General features: G+C 63.7%; 15 protein-coding genes. 5 read left to right on the top strand and 10 right to left on the bottom strand.

What is annotated here, in order from left to right:
* Positions 1-68 precede the first annotated feature (68 nt).
* From mfd to NJH59_RS02395, 3 genes are read left to right on the top strand one after another with little or no spacing between them, the layout of a single operon-like run.
* Positions 69-3,518, top strand: a complete 3,450-nt coding sequence (gene mfd / locus NJH59_RS02405; RefSeq protein ID WP_043864558.1) for a transcription-repair coupling factor — start codon at positions 69-71, stop codon at positions 3,516-3,518.
* Between the two features lie 10 nt (positions 3,519-3,528).
* Entirely contained in the window at positions 3,529-4,101 is a 573-nt protein-coding gene (locus NJH59_RS02400) for a CsiV family protein (RefSeq protein ID WP_043864559.1), read from the top strand.
* Between the two features lie 4 nt (positions 4,102-4,105).
* A complete protein-coding gene (locus NJH59_RS02395; protein ID WP_253086297.1) occupies positions 4,106-6,760 on the top strand; it encodes a DEAD/DEAH box helicase in 2,655 nt (884 codons plus the stop codon).
* Positions 6,761-6,833: 73 nt separating this feature from the next.
* Here NJH59_RS02395 and nagZ read toward each other — a convergent pair whose 3' ends face one another.
* The 3 genes from nagZ to NJH59_RS02380 are packed head-to-tail and all read right to left on the bottom strand — an operon-like array spanning position 6,834 to position 9,138.
* Positions 6,834-7,832 (bottom strand): beta-N-acetylhexosaminidase, encoded by a 999-nt coding sequence (nagZ, locus tag NJH59_RS02390; protein ID WP_253086399.1) that lies wholly within the window; start codon positions 7,830-7,832, stop codon positions 6,834-6,836.
* Between the two features lie 22 nt (positions 7,833-7,854).
* Positions 7,855-8,379: a L,D-transpeptidase gene (locus NJH59_RS02385; protein ID WP_177333000.1), complete on the bottom strand. Its 525-nt coding sequence runs from the start codon at positions 8,377-8,379 to the stop codon at positions 7,855-7,857.
* Between the two features lie 45 nt (positions 8,380-8,424).
* Positions 8,425-9,138, bottom strand: a complete 714-nt coding sequence (locus NJH59_RS02380) for a TetR/AcrR family transcriptional regulator (protein WP_043864562.1) — start codon at positions 9,136-9,138, stop codon at positions 8,425-8,427.
* 228 nt (positions 9,139-9,366) lie between these two features.
* Between NJH59_RS02380 and lexA the strand changes: the two genes are divergently transcribed.
* Together lexA and sulA are read left to right on the top strand one after the other, a co-directional pair.
* Positions 9,367-9,975 (top strand): transcriptional repressor LexA, encoded by a 609-nt coding sequence (gene lexA, locus NJH59_RS02375; RefSeq protein WP_043864563.1) that lies wholly within the window; start codon positions 9,367-9,369, stop codon positions 9,973-9,975.
* A 12-nt stretch (positions 9,976-9,987) separates the two neighbouring features.
* The gene (gene sulA, locus NJH59_RS02370; protein WP_253086296.1) at positions 9,988-10,470 is read left to right on the top strand and encodes an SOS-induced cell division inhibitor SulA; all 483 of its coding nucleotides are present in this window, start codon (positions 9,988-9,990) and stop codon (positions 10,468-10,470) included.
* Between the two features lie 66 nt (positions 10,471-10,536).
* On the opposite strand, the gene NJH59_RS02365 is transcribed toward sulA, so the two are convergent.
* From NJH59_RS02365 to fadB, 7 genes are all read right to left on the bottom strand, one after another.
* The gene (locus tag NJH59_RS02365; RefSeq protein ID WP_043864565.1) at positions 10,537-10,773 is read right to left on the bottom strand and encodes a hypothetical protein; all 237 of its coding nucleotides are present in this window, start codon (positions 10,771-10,773) and stop codon (positions 10,537-10,539) included.
* 50 nt (positions 10,774-10,823) lie between these two features.
* Complete coding sequence (locus tag NJH59_RS02360) at positions 10,824-11,345, bottom strand: DUF6586 family protein (RefSeq protein ID WP_054916191.1); 522 nt, start codon at positions 11,343-11,345, stop codon at positions 10,824-10,826.
* A gap of 89 nt (positions 11,346-11,434) precedes the next feature.
* Complete coding sequence (locus NJH59_RS02355) at positions 11,435-12,187, bottom strand: HAD-IB family hydrolase (protein ID WP_253086295.1); 753 nt, start codon at positions 12,185-12,187, stop codon at positions 11,435-11,437.
* Between the two features lie 139 nt (positions 12,188-12,326).
* Positions 12,327-14,933: a type I DNA topoisomerase gene (gene topA, locus NJH59_RS02350; protein WP_043864567.1), complete on the bottom strand. Its 2,607-nt coding sequence runs from the start codon at positions 14,931-14,933 to the stop codon at positions 12,327-12,329.
* A 100-nt stretch (positions 14,934-15,033) separates the two neighbouring features.
* Positions 15,034-15,285, bottom strand: a complete 252-nt coding sequence (locus tag NJH59_RS02345; RefSeq protein ID WP_054916193.1) for a DUF1653 domain-containing protein — start codon at positions 15,283-15,285, stop codon at positions 15,034-15,036.
* A gap of 79 nt (positions 15,286-15,364) precedes the next feature.
* Positions 15,365-16,540, bottom strand: a complete 1,176-nt coding sequence (gene fadA / locus NJH59_RS02340; protein ID WP_043864569.1) for an acetyl-CoA C-acyltransferase FadA — start codon at positions 16,538-16,540, stop codon at positions 15,365-15,367.
* A gap of 29 nt (positions 16,541-16,569) precedes the next feature.
* Positions 16,570-18,717, bottom strand: a complete 2,148-nt coding sequence (gene fadB, locus NJH59_RS02335) for a fatty acid oxidation complex subunit alpha FadB (protein WP_043864570.1) — start codon at positions 18,715-18,717, stop codon at positions 16,570-16,572.
* Between the last annotated feature and the right edge of the window lie 38 nt (positions 18,718-18,755).

Genomic DNA, 18,755 nt, shown 5'->3' with positions numbered 1-18,755 from the left:
ACCTGACAGCAATGCCCCGCGCCCGGTACAATCGGCGTTTTGTCGCAACGCTTGGAGCTCGACCTCCCGTGCCTGTTCTGCGTCTACCTCACCTGCCGGCCAGTGCCGGCAAACACACCTGGGGCAACCTGCCCGGTGCCGCCCTGAGCCTGGCCATCGCCGAGGCCGCCAGCGCCGCGAAGCGCTTCACCCTGCTGCTGACCGCCGACAGCCAGAGCGCCGACCGGCTGGAGCAGGAGCTGCGTTTCTTCGCCCCGGAACTGGCCGTGCTGCCGTTCCCCGACTGGGAAACCCTGCCCTACGACCTGTTCTCGCCGCACCAGGACATCATTTCGCAGCGGATCGCCAGCCTGTACCGGTTGCCGGAGCTGGACCACGGCATCCTCGTGGTGCCGATCACCACCGCACTGCACCGCCTGGCGCCCACGCGCTTTCTGCTGGGCAGCAGCCTGGTGCTGGACATCGGCCAGAAGCTGGATGTGGAACAGATGCGCACGCGCCTGGAGGCCAGCGGCTACCGCTGCGTCGACACCGTGTACGAGCATGGCGAGTTCGCCGTGCGCGGTGCCCTGATCGACCTGTTCCCGATGGGCAGCAAGCTGCCGTACCGCATCGACCTGTTCGATGACGAGATCGAGACCCTGCGCACCTTCGACCCGGAGAGCCAGCGCTCGATCGACAAGGTCGACTCGGTACGCCTGCTGCCGGCCCGCGAGTTCCCGCTGCAAAAAGACGAAGTCACCCGCTTCAAAGCGCGCTTTCGCGAACGCTTCGACGTGGATTTTCGCCGCAGCCCGATCTTCCAGGACCTGAGCAGCGGTATCGTGCCGGCCGGCATCGAGTACTACCTGCCGCTGTTTTTCGAGGAAACCTCGACCCTGTTCGACTACTTGCCGGAAAACACCCAGGTGTTCTCCCTGCCCGGCGTGGAACAGGCCGCCGAGCACTTCTGGAGCGATGTACGCAACCGCTATGAAGAGCGGCGCATCGACCCTAACCGCCCTCTGCTGCCGCCTGCCGAGCTGTTCATGCCGGTGGAAGACTGCTTCGCCCGGCTCAAGGGCTGGCCACGGGTGGTGGTCAGCCAGGACGACATCGACGCCGGCCCCGGCCGCGAGCGCTTTGCCGCGCAGACGCTGCCCAACCTCGCCATCGAAGCCAAGGCCAACCAGCCCCTGGCGGCGCTGTCGGGGTTTCTCGAGCAATTCCCCGGCCGCGTGCTGTTCACCGCCGAATCGGCCGGGCGCCGCGAAGTGCTGCTGGAACTGCTCGAACGCCTGAAACTGCGCCCGCAAACCGTCGATGGCTGGCACGAGTTCGTCGCCAGCAAGCAGCGCCTGGCAATCACCATCGCACCACTGGACGACGGCCTGCTGCTGGACGATCCGGCCCTGGCTCTGGTTGCCGAGAGCCCGCTGTTCGGCCAGCGCGTGATGCAGCGTCGGCGCCGCGAAAAGCGCAGCGACGTCAACAACGACGCGGTGATCAAGAACCTTACCGAGCTGCGCGAAGGCGCCCCGGTGGTGCATATCGACCATGGCGTGGGCCGCTACCTGGGCCTGGCGACACTGGAGATCGACGGCCAGGCCGCCGAGTTTCTCACCCTTGAATACGCCGAAGGCGCCAAGCTGTACGTGCCGGTGGCCAACCTGCACCTGATCGCGCGCTACACCGGCAGCGACGATGCGCTGGCACCGCTGCACCGTCTGGGCTCCGAGACCTGGCAGAAGGCCAAGCGCAAGGCGGCCGAACAAGTGCGCGACGTGGCTGCCGAGCTGCTCGACATCTATGCCCGGCGCGCCGCGCGCAAGGGCTATGCGTTTGCCGACCCGTCGGTGGACTACGCCACCTTCAGTGCCGGCTTCCCGTTCGAGGAAACCCCGGACCAGCAGTCGGCCATCGAAGCGGTACGCGAGGACATGCTCGCCGCCAAGCCGATGGACCGCCTGGTGTGCGGCGATGTCGGCTTCGGCAAGACCGAAGTGGCCATGCGTGCCGCCTTCATCGCCGTGCACGGCGGGCGCCAGGTAGCGATCCTGGTGCCCACCACCCTGCTCGCCCAGCAGCACTACAACAGTTTCCGCGACCGCTTTGCCGACTGGCCGGTAACCGTCGAAGTGATGAGCCGCTTCAAGTCGGCCAAGGAAGTCGGTGCCGCCGTGGCGGACCTCGCCGAAGGCAAGATCGACATCGTCATCGGTACCCACAAGCTGCTGCAGGACGACGTCAAGTTCAAGGACCTGGGCCTGGTCATCATCGACGAGGAACACCGGTTCGGCGTGCGCCAGAAAGAGCAGCTCAAGGCGCTGCGCAGCGAAGTCGACATCCTGACCCTGACCGCCACGCCGATCCCGCGCACGCTGAACATGGCGGTGGCGGGCATGCGCGATCTGTCGATCATCGCCACCCCGCCGGCACGCCGGCTGTCGGTGCGCACCTTCGTGATGGAGCAGAACAAGAGCACCATCAAGGAGGCGCTGCTGCGCGAACTGCTGCGTGGCGGCCAGGTGTACTACCTGCACAACGACGTGAAGAGCATCGAGAAGTGCGCCGCCGACCTCGCCGAACTGGTACCCGAGGCGCGCATCGGTATCGGCCACGGGCAGATGCGCGAACGCGAACTCGAACAGGTGATGAGCGACTTCTACCACAAGCGCTTCAACGTGCTGATCGCCTCGACCATCATCGAGACCGGCATCGACGTGCCCAGCGCCAACACCATCATCATCGAGCGTGCCGACAAGTTCGGCCTGGCCCAGTTGCACCAGTTGCGCGGCCGTGTGGGGCGCAGCCACCACCAGGCCTATGCCTACCTGCTGACGCCCCCACGCCAGCAGATCACCCCCGACGCCGAAAAGCGCCTGGAGGCCATCGCCAATACCCAGGACCTGGGCGCAGGCTTCGTGCTGGCCACCAACGACCTGGAGATCCGCGGCGCCGGCGAACTGCTGGGCGAAGGCCAGAGCGGGCAGATCCAGGCGGTGGGCTTCACCCTCTACATGGAAATGCTCGAACGCGCCGTCAAGGCGATTCGCAAGGGCACCCAGCCCAACCTCGACCAGCCCCTGGGCGGCGGCCCGGAGATCAACCTGCGCGTACCGGCACTGATCCCCGAGGACTACCTGCCCGACGTGCATGCGCGCCTGATCCTGTACAAGCGCATCGCCTCGGCGGTGGACGAAGATGGCCTGAAGGATCTGCAGGTGGAGATGATCGACCGTTTCGGGCTGCTGCCCGAGCCGACCAAGAACCTGGTGCGCCTGACCCTGCTCAAGCTGCAGGCCGAGAAGCTGGGCATCAAGAAGGTCGACGCCGGCCCGCAAGGCGGACGGGTGGAATTCGAGGCCGAGACCCCGGTCGACCCGCTGGTGCTGATCAAGCTGATCCAGGGCCAGCCCAAGCGCTACAAGTTCGAAGGCGCGACGATGTTCAAGTTCATGGTGCCCATGGAACGCGCCGATGAACGCTTTACTACAGTGGAGGCGCTGTTCGAACGACTCGCCCCGAAACCCGCTTGAAGGATGATCCATGCGTGCAATTCGTAGCTTGACCCTGCTGCTGGCGCTGATTGCGCCGGCCGCCTTTGCCGACAGCCAGTACCAGGTCGAGATGTTCCTGCTGCGCCAGAATGCGGTGCCCGCGATCACCAGCCAGTTCGCCCCGGAAGACTGGCGCCAGGGCGCCAAGGCCCCCAGCGACTACGACGTGCGCAAGCCGGTGCTGACCGCACAGGCCGAAAAGCTGGCCGCCGACAGCAACTACACCGTGCTGCTGCACAAGGCCTGGCAGCAGCAGGTAGGCAGCGAACCGTCGCGGGTTGCCATCAGCGAGGGCCAGGAGCAGTTCGGCCACTTCCCGGTCGAAGGCAATGTCAGCCTCAGGCAGGGCCGTTTCATCGAAGTGCAGGCCAACTTCTGGGTCAACCAGCTCGATGGCAATGGCAGCGTGATCCAGAGCGAACAGCTCAGGCAGGTCAACAGCACGGTGAAGAACAACGAACTGACCTTCCTCGATGGCGGGCACCTGGCGGTCCTGTTCAAAGTGATCGCCGCCGGCACACGCACCACCTCTCCTGCTGAAGCGGAGATGATGGAACAGTAGAGCCATGTCGACCACACTGCAGCGCGCGCTCAAGAGCAAGCTCTGGCGCGAACAATTCGGCCCCAAGACCCTCACCCGAGGGCTTGACTATGCAGACAACAAGCGCGTCAGGCTCGTTTCGGTTGACGACAAGGGCGCGACCACCCTGTGCCACGGGTCCGGCGGCAACCTCTACCGGCAGACCCTGCTGATCGAAGGCGACGTTCACCCCCTCCTGATCGCCACCTGCAGCTGCCCTGTCCGCCAGAACTGCAAGCATTGCGCAGCGGCGCTGTACACCCTGACGGAGCGGCTGACGGCCAACGACTTTCCGCCGCCTCCAGCCACGGCGACCTACCAGAACCAGGTCATCGAAAATGTACCGGCTGTTGCGCACCTCACCCTGGGCAGCTACGAATTCACCGCCTACATGCCCAAGACCGGCAAGATGCAGCGCCAGTTGCAACACCGTGCGGCACTGGCGTTCACCTATGACGGGCAGCGCACCAGCGACAAGAGCAGCAACGAAGTCATCCGTATCGACGGCAACGTCCGCCAGCGTATCCAGCGTCAGCCAGACGCCGAAAAGGCGCTGCGCCAGACCTTGAAGAAAATGGGCTTCAGCGTTGCCACGCGCCAGAGCAAGGCATTGCCCGACAGCGCCGGCGAAATGCTGCAGATGGCCGACGACCAGGCCTGGCTGCAGTTCGCCCGCACCGGCATCGATACCCTGCGTGCAGCCGGCTGGGAGGTGGAAGTGAGGCCCGACTTCGCCTTCAACCTGCATGACATCGACGACTGGTACGCCGATGTCGAGGAAGCGCCGGGGCGCGAATGGTTCGACCTGGAGCTGGGCATCGTGGTCAACGGCCAGCGCCACAGCCTGCTGCCGATCGTGCTGCACCTGCTGCGCAGCAACCCCGAACTGCTGCGCCCCAGCGAACTGGCCCGGCGCAGCGACGACGAGTACCTGCTGATCGACCTGAACCGCGCCCGCCATGACAGCCCGGCGCTGCGCGTGGCCTTGCCCTACGCACGCATCAAGCCGCTGATGGCCACCCTGGGCGAGCTGTACCTGGGCAATGACAGCGGGCCTTCGCTGCGCCTGGCAGCGCCGGATGCCGCGCGCCTGAGCAGCATCGACGACATGGCGCTGACCTGGCGCGGCGGCGACCGGGTACGCGACTTTGCCCGCCGCCTGCGCGAGTCCAGGCGTACCGACATCGCCGCCCCCGAGGGCCTGAACGCCACGCTGCGACCCTACCAGCTCGAAGGCCTGAACTGGTTGCAGACCCTGCGCGAACTGGAGGTCGGCGGGATCCTGGGCGACGACATGGGCCTGGGCAAGACCCTGCAGACCCTGGCGCACCTGCTCACCGAAAAGAACGCGGGGCGCCTGCAGCGCCCTGCCCTGGCCGTGATGCCGACCAGCCTGATCCCCAACTGGCTCGACGAAGCGCAGCACTTCACCCCGCAGCTGCGCGTGCTGGCCCTGCATGGCCCCGGCCGCACCCGACACTTCGCCGACCTTGACCAGTACGACCTGGTACTGACCACCTACGCCCTGCTGCCCCGCGACCTGGCTCACTTCACCGCGCAGCCCTGGCACCTGCTGATTCTGGATGAAGCGCAGAACATCAAGAACGCCAACAGCAAGGCTGCCGAAGCGGCGCGCGAGATCCAGGCCAACCAGCGCCTGTGCCTGACCGGCACACCGATGGAAAACAACCTGGGCGAACTGTGGTCGATCTTCCACTTCCTGCTACCCGGCTGGCTGGGCGACAGCAAGGCCTTCAGCCGCGATTACCGCACCCCTGTCGAACGCCATGGCGACGTCGAGCGCATGGCGCATCTTGCCGCGCGCATCAAGCCATTCCTGCTGCGCCGCACCAAGGAACAGGTGGCCCGCGAACTGCCGGCCAAGACCGAGATCGTGCATTGGGTGGAGCTGAGCGACGCGCAGCGCGACACCTACGAAACGGTGCGGGTGGCGATGGACAGGAAGGTCCGCGAGGAAATCACCCGCAACGGCGCGGCACGCAGCCAGATCGTGATTCTGGATGCGTTGCTCAAGCTGCGTCAGGTGTGCTGCGATCTGCGCCTGGTCAAAAGCATTGCGCCAAGAACCACCCATTCGGACAAGGGCAAGCTGGGCAGCCTGATGCAGATGCTCGACGAACTGCTCAGCGAAGGGCGACGCATCCTGCTGTTCTCGCAGTTCACCTCGATGCTCGAACTGATCGAGCAGGAGCTGCACAAGCGTGGCGTCCGCTACAGCCTGCTGACCGGTGAAACCCGCGACCGGCGCACCCCGGTGCAGCAGTTCCAGAGCCTGCAGACGCCACTGTTTCTGATCAGCCTCAAAGCGGGCGGCACCGGCCTCAACCTCACCGCGGCCGACACGGTGATCCACTATGACCCGTGGTGGAACCCGGCCACCGAAAACCAGGCCACCGACCGCGCCTACCGCATCGGCCAGGACAAGCCGGTGTTCGTCTACAAGCTGATTACACGGGGCACGGTGGAAGAGAAGATCCAGAAGTTGCAACAGGAGAAGGCAGCGCTGGCTGCAGGCTTGCTGGAGGGGCGTCAGGCGGGGGACTGGAAGCTGGCGGATGAAGACATTGATGCGCTGTTTGCGCCGTTGCCCGGGAAGCGGCAGGCCGCAAAATCCAGTTGAGCCTTTCGCCGGCAAGGCCGGCTCCTACAGGTATCGCAGCACCTGCAGGAGCCGGCCTTGCCGGCGCAGGACCTCAGTCGATCAGTTGCGCATCCTTCAGCGCGCCAAGTGCCTCCAGCCAGCGGGGCTGCTGGCGGTAGTCGGTACGCGCAAAACCCTGCCCGCGCATCTGCGCGATCCGCGGCGACGGCCTCACCCTCAACCGCTGCGCCGCCGACAACGCAAGCTCGGCAGCCGCCCGATCATTGCACACCAGGCCCATGTCGCAACCGGCACTCAGCGCCGCCTCGATACGGCTGGCGGCATCCCCCACCACATGCGCACCGGCCATCGACAGGTCATCGCTGAAGATCACCCCGTCAAAGGCCAGCTCGCCACGCAGAATCTCCTGCAGCCAGCGCCGCGAGAAGCCGGCCGGCTGGTTATCGACCTGTGGATAGATCACGTGCGCCGGCATCACTGCCGCCAGCTGCCCGCTCAGGCGTGTGAACGGCACCAGGTCGGCTGCGCGGATCTGCTCCAGGCTGCGCTCGTCGGTGGGTATCGCCACATGCGAATCCGCCTCGGCCCAGCCATGCCCCGGGAAGTGCTTGCCGCAGGCCGCCATGCCCGCCGCGTTCATGCCGCGAATGAAGGCACCGGCAAGCAAGGTGGCGCGCTGCGGGTCACCCTCGAAGGCGCGACTGCCAACCACCGCGCTGCGCTGGTGGTCAAGGTCCAGCACCGGGGCAAAGCTCAAGTCGAGCCCTACCGCCAGCACTTCGGTTGCCATCAGCCAGCCGCAGTGTTCGGCCAGGCGCTCGGCATTGGGGTTGTCGGCAATCGCACGCATCGCGGGCAAGCGCACGAAGCCCTGGCGCAGGCGCTGTACGCGACCACCCTCCTGGTCCACGGCCAGGATCAGGTCCGGGCGCACGGCACGGATCGACGCACTCAGTTCGCGCACCTGGCGCGGGCATTCGATGTTGCGGGCAAAGATGATCAGGCCGGCCACTTCGGGCTGACGCAGCAGGTGGCGGTCTTCGGCAGTCAGCCAGGTGCCGGCCACGTCGACCATCAGGGAGCCTTGCAGGCGGGTACTCATAAATGATCCTTCAGTTGAGGGGCGCGCTCGCCCACTGGGGGCAGGCGGCTTCTTCGATCTGTACCGGGCAATGCACAGGCACCCGGTCGAACAGCGCTACCAGGTCGGCGTTGCGCAGGCGTATGCAGCCGTGGGACAACGGCACACCCATGGGTTCGCTGTCGGGCGTGCCGTGCAGGTAGATATAGCGGCGGAACGTATCCACCGGCCCGAGGCGGTTGCGCCCCGGCTCGCGACCGCTGAGCCAGAGAATGCGCGAGAGAATCCAGTCGCGCCCAGGGAACTGCGCGTGCAGGTCGGGCGTCCAGACCTCGCCGGTCCAGCGACGCCCGCGCAGCACCGCGCCCTGGGGCAAGCCCGCGCCGATCTTCGCACGCACCTGATGCAGCCCGCGCGGTGTACAACCGGAGCCGTTGTGCTCGCCCGGGCCATTGAGTGCGGTGGACACCGCAAGACGCACCGCCAGTCGCCCCTGGGCGAACCCATAAAGGCACTGGTCGGCGATGGAAATGTGCAGCAAATCGAGAATAGGCATGGGCGCTAGCTTAGCCGAAGCCGGCTGTGCCGCCCAGCCGGGGAATCAGGCCTTTGCCGGCACCGGGGCGTGGCTGGTCTTGCTGCGCGGACGCAACTGCGCCGCCGCCATCGCCTCGTCCGTGACCCCGCTGTCGGCACGCATGCCGGCGGCCAGGAACGGCACCATCAGGCGCATGACCTGCTCGATCGAGGTATTGACCCCGAAATCGGTCTCGGCAATCGCGCGCAGGGCCTTGATGCCCGACATGCTGAACGCTGCAGCGCCGAGCATGAAATGCACGCGCCAGAACAGTTCAAGGGGAGGAATCTGTGGCGCGGCCTCGTTGACCAGCAGCATGTAGCGGCGGAACACCTTGCCGTACATGTCTTCGAGGTAACGACGCAGGTGGCCCTGGCTCTGGCTGAAGGCCAGGCCCAGCAGGCGCATGAAGATCGACAGGTCATTGCCGCTGCGCGGCTGCACCACCAGCGCCTGCTCGACCAGCATCTCCAGCAGTTCTTCAAGGCTGGGCTTGTGCTCGGGGCGCGCCTGGCGCCGCTCGAGCTCACGCTCCAGGCTCTGGCAGAACGGCCCTAGAAAACGCGAGAAGACCGCCTGGATCAGCGCCTTCTTCGAACCGAAATGGTAGTTCACCGCCGCCAGGTTGACGCCGGCCTTGCTGGTGATCAGCCGCAATGAGGTTTCGGCAAAACCTTTTTCCGCGAACAGCTGCTCGGCAGCATCGAGAATGCGTTCAACGGTTTCCGACTGGGCCATGACTACTCCGCGAGACAAACACTTGTTTGAAACATACGTTTCAAGGCAGGGTTCTGTCAAGTACGCACGGGCGTTTTGTGCCCGGCCGGTCATGGTATTGAAGGCAGCGACAAGCCACAAGCCGGAAGCGGCAGGCAGCTGCGGGCACGCCTGGAGCTTGCCGCTTGTAGCTTGCCGCTATCACTGTATATAATCCCAGTCACTGTATAAAAAGACAGAGCGATCGACATGCTAAAACTGACGCCACGCCAAGCTGAGATTCTGGCTTTCATCAAGCGCTGCCTCGAAGACAACGGCTTCCCGCCCACCCGCGCGGAAATCGCCCAGGAACTGGGGTTCAAATCCCCCAACGCCGCCGAAGAGCATCTGAAGGCACTGGCCCGCAAGGGTGCAATCGAGATGACCCCTGGTGCCTCGCGCGGCATCCGCATTCCGGGGCTCGAGAGCAAGCCCGATGAAAACGCCCTGCCCATCATTGGCCGCGTGGCCGCAGGTGCCCCTATCCTCGCCCAGCAGCACATCGAGGAATCCTGCGCCATCAACCCGGCCTTCTTCCATCCCCGCGCCGACTACCTGCTGCGTGTGCACGGCATGAGCATGAAGGACGTCGGCATCGTCGACGGCGACCTGCTGGCCGTACACACCTGCCGCGAAGCGCGCAATGGTCAGATCGTCGTAGCCCGCCTGGGTGACGAAGTCACGGTCAAGCGCTTCAAACGGGAAGGCAACAAGGTCTGGCTGATCGCCGAGAACCCCGAATTCGCCCCTATCGAAGTCAACCTGAAAGAGCAGGACCTGGTCATCGAGGGCTTGAGCGTCGGCGTTATCCGCCGCTAATAAGGAGGCGTCATGCAGTTCCCCCACGTACCACAGCAAGCACAGTTGCCCTTGTTCGAAGCATTCCTGGCCCAGCCGGTACTGCCGCGGGTCAAAACCAGGCAGCCCGCCCGGCAAAGCAACAAGCCGCAGGCATTCAGCGAGCTGTCCTTGCGTGGCGCGCTGGAGCACTGCCAAAGCCTGCTGGCACCGGTGCTACGCGACCTGAGCGAACTGAGTGAAGAGCATGACGCCCGCTGGCTTACCCTGATCGCCCCGCCCGGCAGCCTTACCCAGGCCTGGCTGAGGGACGCAGGGCTCAACCGCGAACGCATACTGCTGCTGCAGCCTCGCGGCAACCAGAGTGCGCTGCAACTGGCCTGTGATGCCCTGCGCCTGGGGCGCAGCCATACGGTGGTCACCTGGTTCAATCCGGTCAACAACGGCGCCCGCCTGCAACTGACCAATGCTGCCCGTGCGGGTGACGCACAAAGCCTGAATATCCGCCTGGGCTGATACTCGCTGAACGCTCGAAGGGTATGCAGCAGGCTTCCTCAGGACGAGGAAGCCGGATACTGATGGTCAGTGCAGAACCCGTGGGCCTGCATGTTCCTGTTCGATCTCGCCTTCAACCAACTTGCCGGCCATCTGCACACCAACGCTGAGCATGGCCTTGGCCACCTCGACGTGTTGGCCCTGCAGGAACGCCTTGGCATCTTCCGAAAAATCCAGGGTTACCAACGACCCCTCGTCCTCGGCGCGGCGCAACTCGATGCGACCGTCAGGCAACTCTACAATTTCTAGAAAGGACGTGGGCATAAAAGACTGTTCTCCAGGAAAGGCCGGCATTGTACCAGCCACTGGCAGGATCAGCACTCACTCAGACCTTCGCGAAAACGCACCACGAGGCGTTTGAGATTCTGCCGCCAGCTCTCCAGTTCTTCGCGCGACAGCGCTGGCGCCTCGGGTTCATCCAGGCTCACGGCCTGAATCAACGGTTGGGTAACATCACCTTTGGGCGCCTTGCTCGCGACAGGTGGTCGGAACAAATCGGCATAAGCCCTGAGCAGTTGCGCCAGCCAGGTTTCAGGCTGCTCGGCGAGTTCGACCAGTTCAGCCAGCTCGGGAATGGCGATGGTCGCCAGTACTTCACGGCTCAGCAGTTGCTCGGCACGCAGCGCGCCGGCCTGGGGCAAGCGATAATAGCCACCGATCTCATGACACAGCCCCAACAGCGCACCATACAGGTGAAACAGCGCAGACTCCCGCTCGGCCTGGGTCTGCGCCTGGGCGTTCATGGCGCGACTGTCCTGCGCCTTGCCCAGTGCCTCCAGGGCCAGACCGGCGAAATAGATCTTCTGGTTGGTACGGGTATAGAGTTCCTGGGCCATCGAGGCGCGCTCCGAGGGAGTGTGAGGCGGGGGCTCAGTTTCTGTGATGGATCGCAGGCGCGCAAGCTGAATCACCGCAGGCGTGAGGCTCAATCGCCCTTGCGGTCATCGTTGCGCGGCAAACCGCCAACCGTGGTTGCAGCCGACTCTTTCGACGTGGCCGGGGTGACCGGGCCGTAGATCTTTTCGACGCGCAGGCGGCCACGCTGCCACGCGGGATGAAAGTGCCGCCAGTGTGCGTCCTGAGCCGCGGCCAGCAACTCATGGTCGCCCCGCGTGTCGCCCCAGGCGCGCATGCGGTACTGCGTCAGCACCCCGTAAACCGCCTCCAGGCGCAGAACCTTGGCTTCGCAGCGGCAATTGTCGCCACTGATCCTGCCGGTCAGCACGCCATCGATCACCTCCAGCTCGGTGCCGATCAGCTTGATGCCCAACTGTTCGGCAAAGGGCTTGAGCACCAGCGCCGGCGATGCCGAACAGATCGTCACCTCGGCACCAGAGGCCAGTTCCTGTTTCACCGAAATCACGCCCTGCGGGCGCATGAGCCGGGTCCACGCCTGCGACTTGAACGCCACCGCCTTCTGCGCGACCCATTGCTCTTTCACACCCGCAAGAAACGTCTGGATCAACTGGGCCTTGAGTTCATCGCGGCTGATCCGCCGCCCCATATAGCGCAGGCTTGGCCAGATCATCCGCAGCATGCGGCGAGCAAAAAAGCCGTTGCCGAAAGCGAACCTCAAAAAAGGTACAAAGCTGTCACGGCGGGTCAGCGTGCCATCGAAATCGAACACCGACAGGATTCTGGCCGACTGCGGCCCTGCTTCCAACATTTCCTGACTCATCTGCTTGCCTCTGCTCGATGGTGTACAGCCCTGGCGGAGAAACGTCCCGATCGAACCTCACAACCGTTCGCTGACCTGACTAAAAAAAAGGCTGCGTCCAGGATCACCAGATGCAGCCTCTTGTAGCCGATTCTATCGCTTAGCGCTTGTCTTCCACCTTCCACGCCTTGCCGTCATAGAACGCTCGCCAGCCGGTCGGCTTGCCGTCGACCTCGGTCTGCACATACTGCTCCTTGGTCTTGCGGCTGTAGCGGATCACCGTAGGGCGACCGTCCGGGTCCTTCTTCGGCGCTTCACAGAGGAAGTGATACTTCGGATCGATCTCGTCCTTGTGCGGCACGATCTCCATCACCAGGGGGGCGCGGGTCTCGCGGTTCTTCGGGAACTGGCTGGCGGCCAGGAACAGGCCCGAAGCCCCGTCACGCAACACATAGGTGTCGTTGACCTTCTCGCACTTGAGCTCGGGCATCTTCACCGCGTCCATCTTCGGCGGCGCCGCCTCGCCGCTCTTGAGCAGCTTGCGGGTGTTCTTGCACTCCGGGTTGGTACAGCCGAAGAACTTGCCGAAACGACCGGTCTTGAGCTGCATCTCGCTGCCGCACTTGTCACACTCAAGGCTCGGGCCCTCGTAGCCCTTGATGCGGTAGCTGCCTTCCTCGATCTCGTAGCCCGTGCAATCGGGGTTGTTGCCGCAGATGTGCAGCTTGTGTTTCTCGTCGAGCAGGTAGGCGTCCATCGCCGTGGCGCAGATCGGGCAGCGGTGCTTGCCCAACAGCACGCGCGACTCGGACTCGCCCTCGTCGTCGGCGGCAATCTCGTCACCTGGCACCAGGTTCACGGTGGCCTTGCAACGCTCTTTGGGCGGCAGGCTGTAGCCCGAGCAACCGAGGAACACACCCGTGGAGGCTGTGCGGATCATCATGTGCCTGCCGCATTCCTTGCAGGCAATGTTGGTCGGGGTCGGCTGGTTGGCACGCATGCCCTTTTCGGCATCTTCAGCCAGTTGCAGCTTCTTGCTGAAGTCGCCATAGAACTCGTCCAGCACGTTTTTCCAGTCGCGCTCGCCCTGGGCCACATCGTCGAGGTTCTCTTCCATGCCGGCGGTGAAGCCGTAGTCCATCAGGTTGGAAAAGCTCTCGGACAGACGCTCGGTCACGATGTCGCCCATCTTCTCGGAGTAGAAGCGGCGATTGTGCAGGGTCACATAGCCACGGTCCTGGATGGTGGAGATGATCGCCGCGTAGGTCGATGGGCGACCGATACCGCGTTTTTCCATTTCCTTGACCAGGCTCGCTTCCGAGAAACGTGCCGGCGGCTTGGTGAAGTGCTGGCTCGGGTCGAGCTTGATGAGCTTGAGCACTTCGCCCTGGTTCATTTCCGGCAGTACATCGTCGTCGCCCGGCTTGCTCTGCTGCGGCAACACACGGGTGTAACCGTCGAACTTGAGGATACGGCCCTTGGCACGCAACTCGAACTCGCCCGCCGTGACGCTGACGGTGGTCGACAGGTACTGCGCCGGCGGCATCTGGCAGGCCAGGAACTGGCGCCAGATCAGCTCGTACAGACGCTCGGCATCACGCTCCATGCCGCTGAGCTTGGTCGGGTGCGTGGCCACGTCCGAAGGTCGGATCGCTTCGTGCGCTTCCTGTGCGCCTTCCTTGCTGCCGTAGACGATCGGCGCTTCTGGCAGGTACTTCTTGCCGAACTCGCTTTCGATGTAGCTGCGCGCCATTTCCACCGCATCGACCGACAGGTTGGTCGAGTCGGTACGCATGTAGGTGATGTAGCCGGCTTCGTACAGGCGCTGGGCCATCATCATGGTCTTCTTCACGCCGAAGCCGAGGCGATTGCTCGCCGCCTGCTGCAGGGTCGAGGTGATGAACGGCGCCGAGGGCTTGCTGCTGGTCGGGCGGTCTTCACGCTTGGCAATGGTGTAGCTGGAAGCCTTGAGCTTCTCCAGCGCGGCCATCGCCTGAGCTTCGTTGAGCGGCTTGAAGGCCTCGCCGTTCTGGCGAGCCACCTCGAAGCGCACCTTGGCGTCCTTGGCAGTACCCAGGTCGGCGTGCACTTCCCAGTACTCTTCGGGGATGAATGCGCGAATCTCGCGCTCGCGCTCCACCACCAGCTTCACGGCCACCGACTGCACCCGGCCGGCCGACAGGCCACGGGCGATCTTCTGCCACAGCAGTGGCGAGACCATGTAGCCCACCACGCGGTCGAGGAAGCGACGCGCCTGCTGTGCATTGACACGGTCGATGTCCAGCTCGCCCGGCTGGGAGAAGGCCTCCTGGATGGCCTTCTTGGTGATTTCGTTGAACACCACGCGCTTGTAGCGGCTGTCATCCCCACCGATGGCTTCGCGCAGGTGCCAGGCAATGGCTTCCCCCTCGCGATCCAAGTCGGTTGCGAGATAGATGGTGTCGGCATCCTTGGCCAGGCGGCGCAACTCCTCGATGACCTTTTCCTTGCCCGGAAGGATCTCGTACTTGGCCTTCCAGCCGTGGTCCGGGTCGACGCCCATGCGCGCCACCAGTTGCTTGCGCGCCTTTTCTTTCGGCGACAGCGCGGGTGCCTCGCCGGCAGCAGCCTTGCCGCGCTTGGCAGCAGGCTCCTTGCTGGCGGAACCGCTGGTGGGCAGGTCTCGGATATGGCCGATACTCGACTTCACCACGTACTGGTTGCCCAGGTACTTGTTGATGGTCTTGGCCTTAGCCGGGGATTCCACAATGACCAGCGATTTGCCCATGGATCGGAAAATTCCTGAATAACGAAAATAAAAACACGGCAGGTACCTGACGTGGCACCGCTATATATAGTGGCAACAGAGTGAGGTCAAGCGCCGAAGGTTAGCCCACTTGCGCATCGGCACGCGAAAACAGCTCGGGTTCGGCCTCGACCAAAGCAAAGCGCGGCACGTGCTCGCCGTCAACCTCGACCGACTCGGTGAACATCGAAAGCGGGCGTACCCACAGGCCGAAATCGCCGTACAGGGCCTGGTAGAACACCACCCACTCCTCGGTCTCGGAATGGCGCGCCGCACCGAATACACGATACTCAGGCCCTTTGTAATGCCGGTATACGCCTGGTTGTATCTGCATGCTGCCAACCCTCTTGAAAAAAAATCTGCAAAAAGCAAAAAACCGGGGCACAAGGCCCCGGCTTCCGACAACGAAACGCTTAGATGCGTTCGAAGACGGTGGTGATCCCCTGACCAAGGCCGACGCACATGGTCGAAACACCCAGGGTACCGCCATTCTGCTTCATGACATTGAGCAGAGTGCCGGAAATCCGCGCACCGGAGCAACCGAAAGGGTGACCCAGGGCGATTGCGCCGCCGTGCAGGTTAACCTTCTCATCCATCTTGTCGAGCACTTTCAGATCCTTGAGCACCGGCAGGGCCTGTGCAGCGAAGGCTTCGTTGAGCTCGAAGAAGTCGATATCGGCAATGCTCAGGCCCGCACGCTTGAGGGCTTTCTGGGTTGCCGGCACCGGGCCGTAGCCCATGATCGCAGGGTCCACGCCGGCCACCGCCATCGAGCGGATCACCGCCAGCGGCTGGATGCCCAGGTCCTGGGCACGCTGGGCCGACATCACGATCATGCACGAGGCGCCGTCGGTGATCTGCGAGGAGGTACCCGCTGTCACGGTGCCGCCCTTGGGGTTGAACGCCGGCTTCAAAGCCGCCAGGCTTTCCAGGGTAGTGTCCGGGCGAATGGTTTCGTCGTAGTCGAAGACCTTGAGGAAGCCGTTCTCGTCATAGCCCTGCATCGGGATGATTTCGTCCTTGAACTTGCCTTCGACCGTCGCCTTGTGGGCGAGCTGGTGCGAACGCAGACCGAAGGCGTCCTGCTGCTCACGGCTGATGCCATGCATCTTGCCCAGCATCTCGGCGGTCAGGCCCATCATGCCCGAGGCCTTGGCCGCATACAGCGACATGTGCGGGTTGGGGTCCACGCCGTGCATCATGCTCACGTGGCCCATGTGCTCGACACCGCCGACCACGAATACATCGCCGTTGCCGGTCATGATCGCCTGGGCGGCCGTGTGCAGCGCGCTCATCGACGAACCGCACAGGCGGCTGACAGTCTGGCCGGCCGCAGTGTGCGGGATCTGGGTCATCAGCGAAGCCATGCGCGCGATGTTCCAGCCCTGCTCCAGGGTCTGGTTCACGCAGCCCCAGATCACGTCCTCGACTTCACTCGGGTCGACCTTGACGTTGCGCTCCAGCAGCTTGCTGATCAGGTGCGCCGACATGTCTTCGGCGCGGGTGTTGCGGTGCATGCCGCCCTTGGAGCGGCCCATCGGCGTACGACCGAAGTCGACGATCACGACGTCTCTTGGATTCAAGCTCATACAATATTCTCGCTCTAGTCGTTGGGCGCTTAACCGAAGAAGCTCTGGCCGTTCTTGGCCATCTCGCGCAGCTTCTCGGTGGGGTGGTACAGCGCGCCCAGGTCGGCGTACTGGTCAGCCAGGGCAACGAACGCAGCCACACCGATCGAATCGATGTAGCGCAGTGCACCGCCACGGAACGGAGGGAAACCGATGCCGTAGACCAGGCCCATGTCGGCCTCGGCCGCCGTCTCGACGATGCCGTCTTCCAGGCAGCGCACGGTCTCCAGGCACAGCGGGATCATCATCCAGTTGATGATGTCCTCGTCGCTGACTTCACGCTGCTCGTAGACGATCGGCTTGAGCACTTCGAGCACCGACGGGTCGGCAACCTTCTTCTGCTTGCCGCGCTTGTCGGCCTCGTAGGCATAGAAACCCTTGCCGTTCTTCTGGCCCAGGCGCTTGGCTTCGTAGAGCACGTCGATGGCCGAGCGACGGTCATCCTTCATGCGGTCCGGGAAGCCCTCGGCCATCACGTCGCGGCCGTGGTGGCCGGTGTCGATGCCGACCACGTCCATCAGGTACGCCGGGCCCATCGGCCAGCCGAATTTTTCCATGATCTTGTCGATGCGCACGAAGTCCACACCGGCGCTCACCAGCTTGGCGAAACCGCCGAAGTACGGGAACAGCACGCGGTTGACCAGAAAGCCCGGGCAGTCGTTGACCACGATCGGGTTCTTGCCCATCTTCTTGGCATACGCAACGGTAGTTGCCACCGCCAGTTCGCTGGACTTCTCGCCACGGATCACTTCCACCAACGGCATCATGTGCACCGGGTTGAAGAAGTGCATGCCGACGAAATTTTCCGGACGCTTGAGGGCCTTGGCCAGCAGGCTGATGGAAATGGTCGAGGTGTTGGAAGCCAGGATGGTGTCCGCCTTGACCTGGTCTTCGACCTCGGCCAGCACGGCCTGCTTGACCTTGGGGTTTTCGACCACGGCTTCCACCACCAGGTCCACGTGACCGAAGTCGCCGTAGGACAGGGTCGGACGGATGCCGTTGAGCACTTCAGCCATTTTCGCGGCGGTCATGCGGCCCTTGTCGACGCGGCTGACCAGCAGCTTGGCGGCTTCGGCCAGGCCCTGCTCGATACCGTGCTCGTTGATGTCCTTCATCAGGATCGGCGTGCCTTTGGAGGCCGACTGATAGGCGATGCCGCCACCCATGATGCCGGCACCGAGTACGGCGGCCTGCTTCACGTCCTGGGCGATCTCGTCGTAGGCCTTGGCCTTTTTCTTCAGTTCCTGATCGTTCAGGAACAGGCCGATCAGGCTCTGGGCTGCCGAGGTCTTGGCCAGCTTGACGAAGCCGGCGGCTTCGACTTCCAGTGCCTTGTCACGCCCGAAGTTGGCGGCTTTCTGAATGGTCTTGATGGCTTCGACCGGCGCCGGATAGTTCGGGCCTGCCTGACCTGCCACGAAACCCTTGGCGGTCTCGAAGGCCATCATCTGCTCGATGGCGTTGAGCTTGAGCTTTTCCAGCTTCGGCTGGCGCTTGGCCTTGTGGTCGAGCTCGCCGCTGATGGCGCGCTTGATCAGTTCCAGGGCAGCTTCCTGAAGTTTCTCCGGGACCACCACTGCATCGACGGCACCGACTTTCAGTGCGTCTTCAGGGCGGTTCTCCTTGCCGGCGGCAATCCATTCGATGGCATTGTCGGCGCCGATCAGGCGCGGCAGGCGTACGGTACCGCCGAAGCCCGGGTAGATGCCCAGCTTGACTTCAGGCAGGCCGATCTTGGCCTTGGTCGACATGACGCGGAAGTCGGCCGCCAGGCACATTTCCAGGCCGCCGCCCAGCGCGATGCCGTTGATGGCGGCAACAGTCGGTACATCGAGATCTTCGAAATCGCTGAAGATTCTGTTGGCTTCGAGGTTGCCTGCAACCAGCTCCGCATCCGGCAGCTTGAAGTTGTCGACGAATTCGGTGATGTCGGCGCCGACAATGAACACGTCCTTGCCGCTGCTGACGATCACACCTTTGATCGACGCATCTGCCTTGATGGTGTCTACGGCCTGACGCAACTCATTCAGGGTAAGACGGTTGAACTTGTTGACGGACTCACCCTTGAGGTCGAACTTCAGTTCGACGATGCCGCTTTCAAGAGCCTTAACCGTGATGGCTTTACCTTCGTAAATCATCAACTGATCTCCACGATATGGAAGCTGAACTGTACACG

The organism is Pseudomonas sp. VE 267-6A, from assembly GCF_024126555.1.
Classification (GTDB): Bacteria; Pseudomonadota; Gammaproteobacteria; order Pseudomonadales; family Pseudomonadaceae; genus Aquipseudomonas; species Aquipseudomonas palmensis.
The sequence above is the reverse complement of the archived record's forward strand: the minus strand, read 5'-3'. Positions and strand labels throughout refer to the sequence as shown.

What these genes read in the sequence shown, in the direction of transcription:
- NJH59_RS02400 (WP_043864559.1), top strand. Translation starts at nt 3,529, where the DNA reads ATGCGTGCAATTCGTAGCTTGACCCTGCTGCTGGCGCTGATTGCGCCG.
- NJH59_RS02395 (WP_253086297.1), top strand. Translation starts at nt 4,106, where the DNA reads ATGTCGACCACACTGCAGCGCGCGCTCAAGAGCAAGCTCTGGCGCGAA.
- NJH59_RS02385 (WP_177333000.1), bottom strand. Translation starts at nt 8,379, where the DNA reads ATGCCTATTCTCGATTTGCTGCACATTTCCATCGCCGACCAGTGCCTT.
- NJH59_RS02380 (WP_043864562.1), bottom strand. Translation starts at nt 9,138, where the DNA reads ATGGCCCAGTCGGAAACCGTTGAACGCATTCTCGATGCTGCCGAGCAG.
- lexA (WP_043864563.1), top strand. Translation starts at nt 9,367, where the DNA reads ATGCTAAAACTGACGCCACGCCAAGCTGAGATTCTGGCTTTCATCAAG.
- sulA (WP_253086296.1), top strand. Translation starts at nt 9,988, where the DNA reads ATGCAGTTCCCCCACGTACCACAGCAAGCACAGTTGCCCTTGTTCGAA.
- NJH59_RS02365 (WP_043864565.1), bottom strand. Translation starts at nt 10,773, where the DNA reads ATGCCCACGTCCTTTCTAGAAATTGTAGAGTTGCCTGACGGTCGCATC.
- NJH59_RS02360 (WP_054916191.1), bottom strand. Translation starts at nt 11,345, where the DNA reads ATGGCCCAGGAACTCTATACCCGTACCAACCAGAAGATCTATTTCGCC.
- NJH59_RS02355 (WP_253086295.1), bottom strand. Translation starts at nt 12,187, where the DNA reads ATGAGTCAGGAAATGTTGGAAGCAGGGCCGCAGTCGGCCAGAATCCTG.
- topA (WP_043864567.1), bottom strand. Translation starts at nt 14,933, where the DNA reads ATGGGCAAATCGCTGGTCATTGTGGAATCCCCGGCTAAGGCCAAGACC.
- NJH59_RS02345 (WP_054916193.1), bottom strand. Translation starts at nt 15,285, where the DNA reads ATGCAGATACAACCAGGCGTATACCGGCATTACAAAGGGCCTGAGTAT.
- fadA (WP_043864569.1), bottom strand. Translation starts at nt 16,540, where the DNA reads ATGAGCTTGAATCCAAGAGACGTCGTGATCGTCGACTTCGGTCGTACG.
- fadB (WP_043864570.1), bottom strand. Translation starts at nt 18,717, where the DNA reads ATGATTTACGAAGGTAAAGCCATCACGGTTAAGGCTCTTGAAAGCGGC.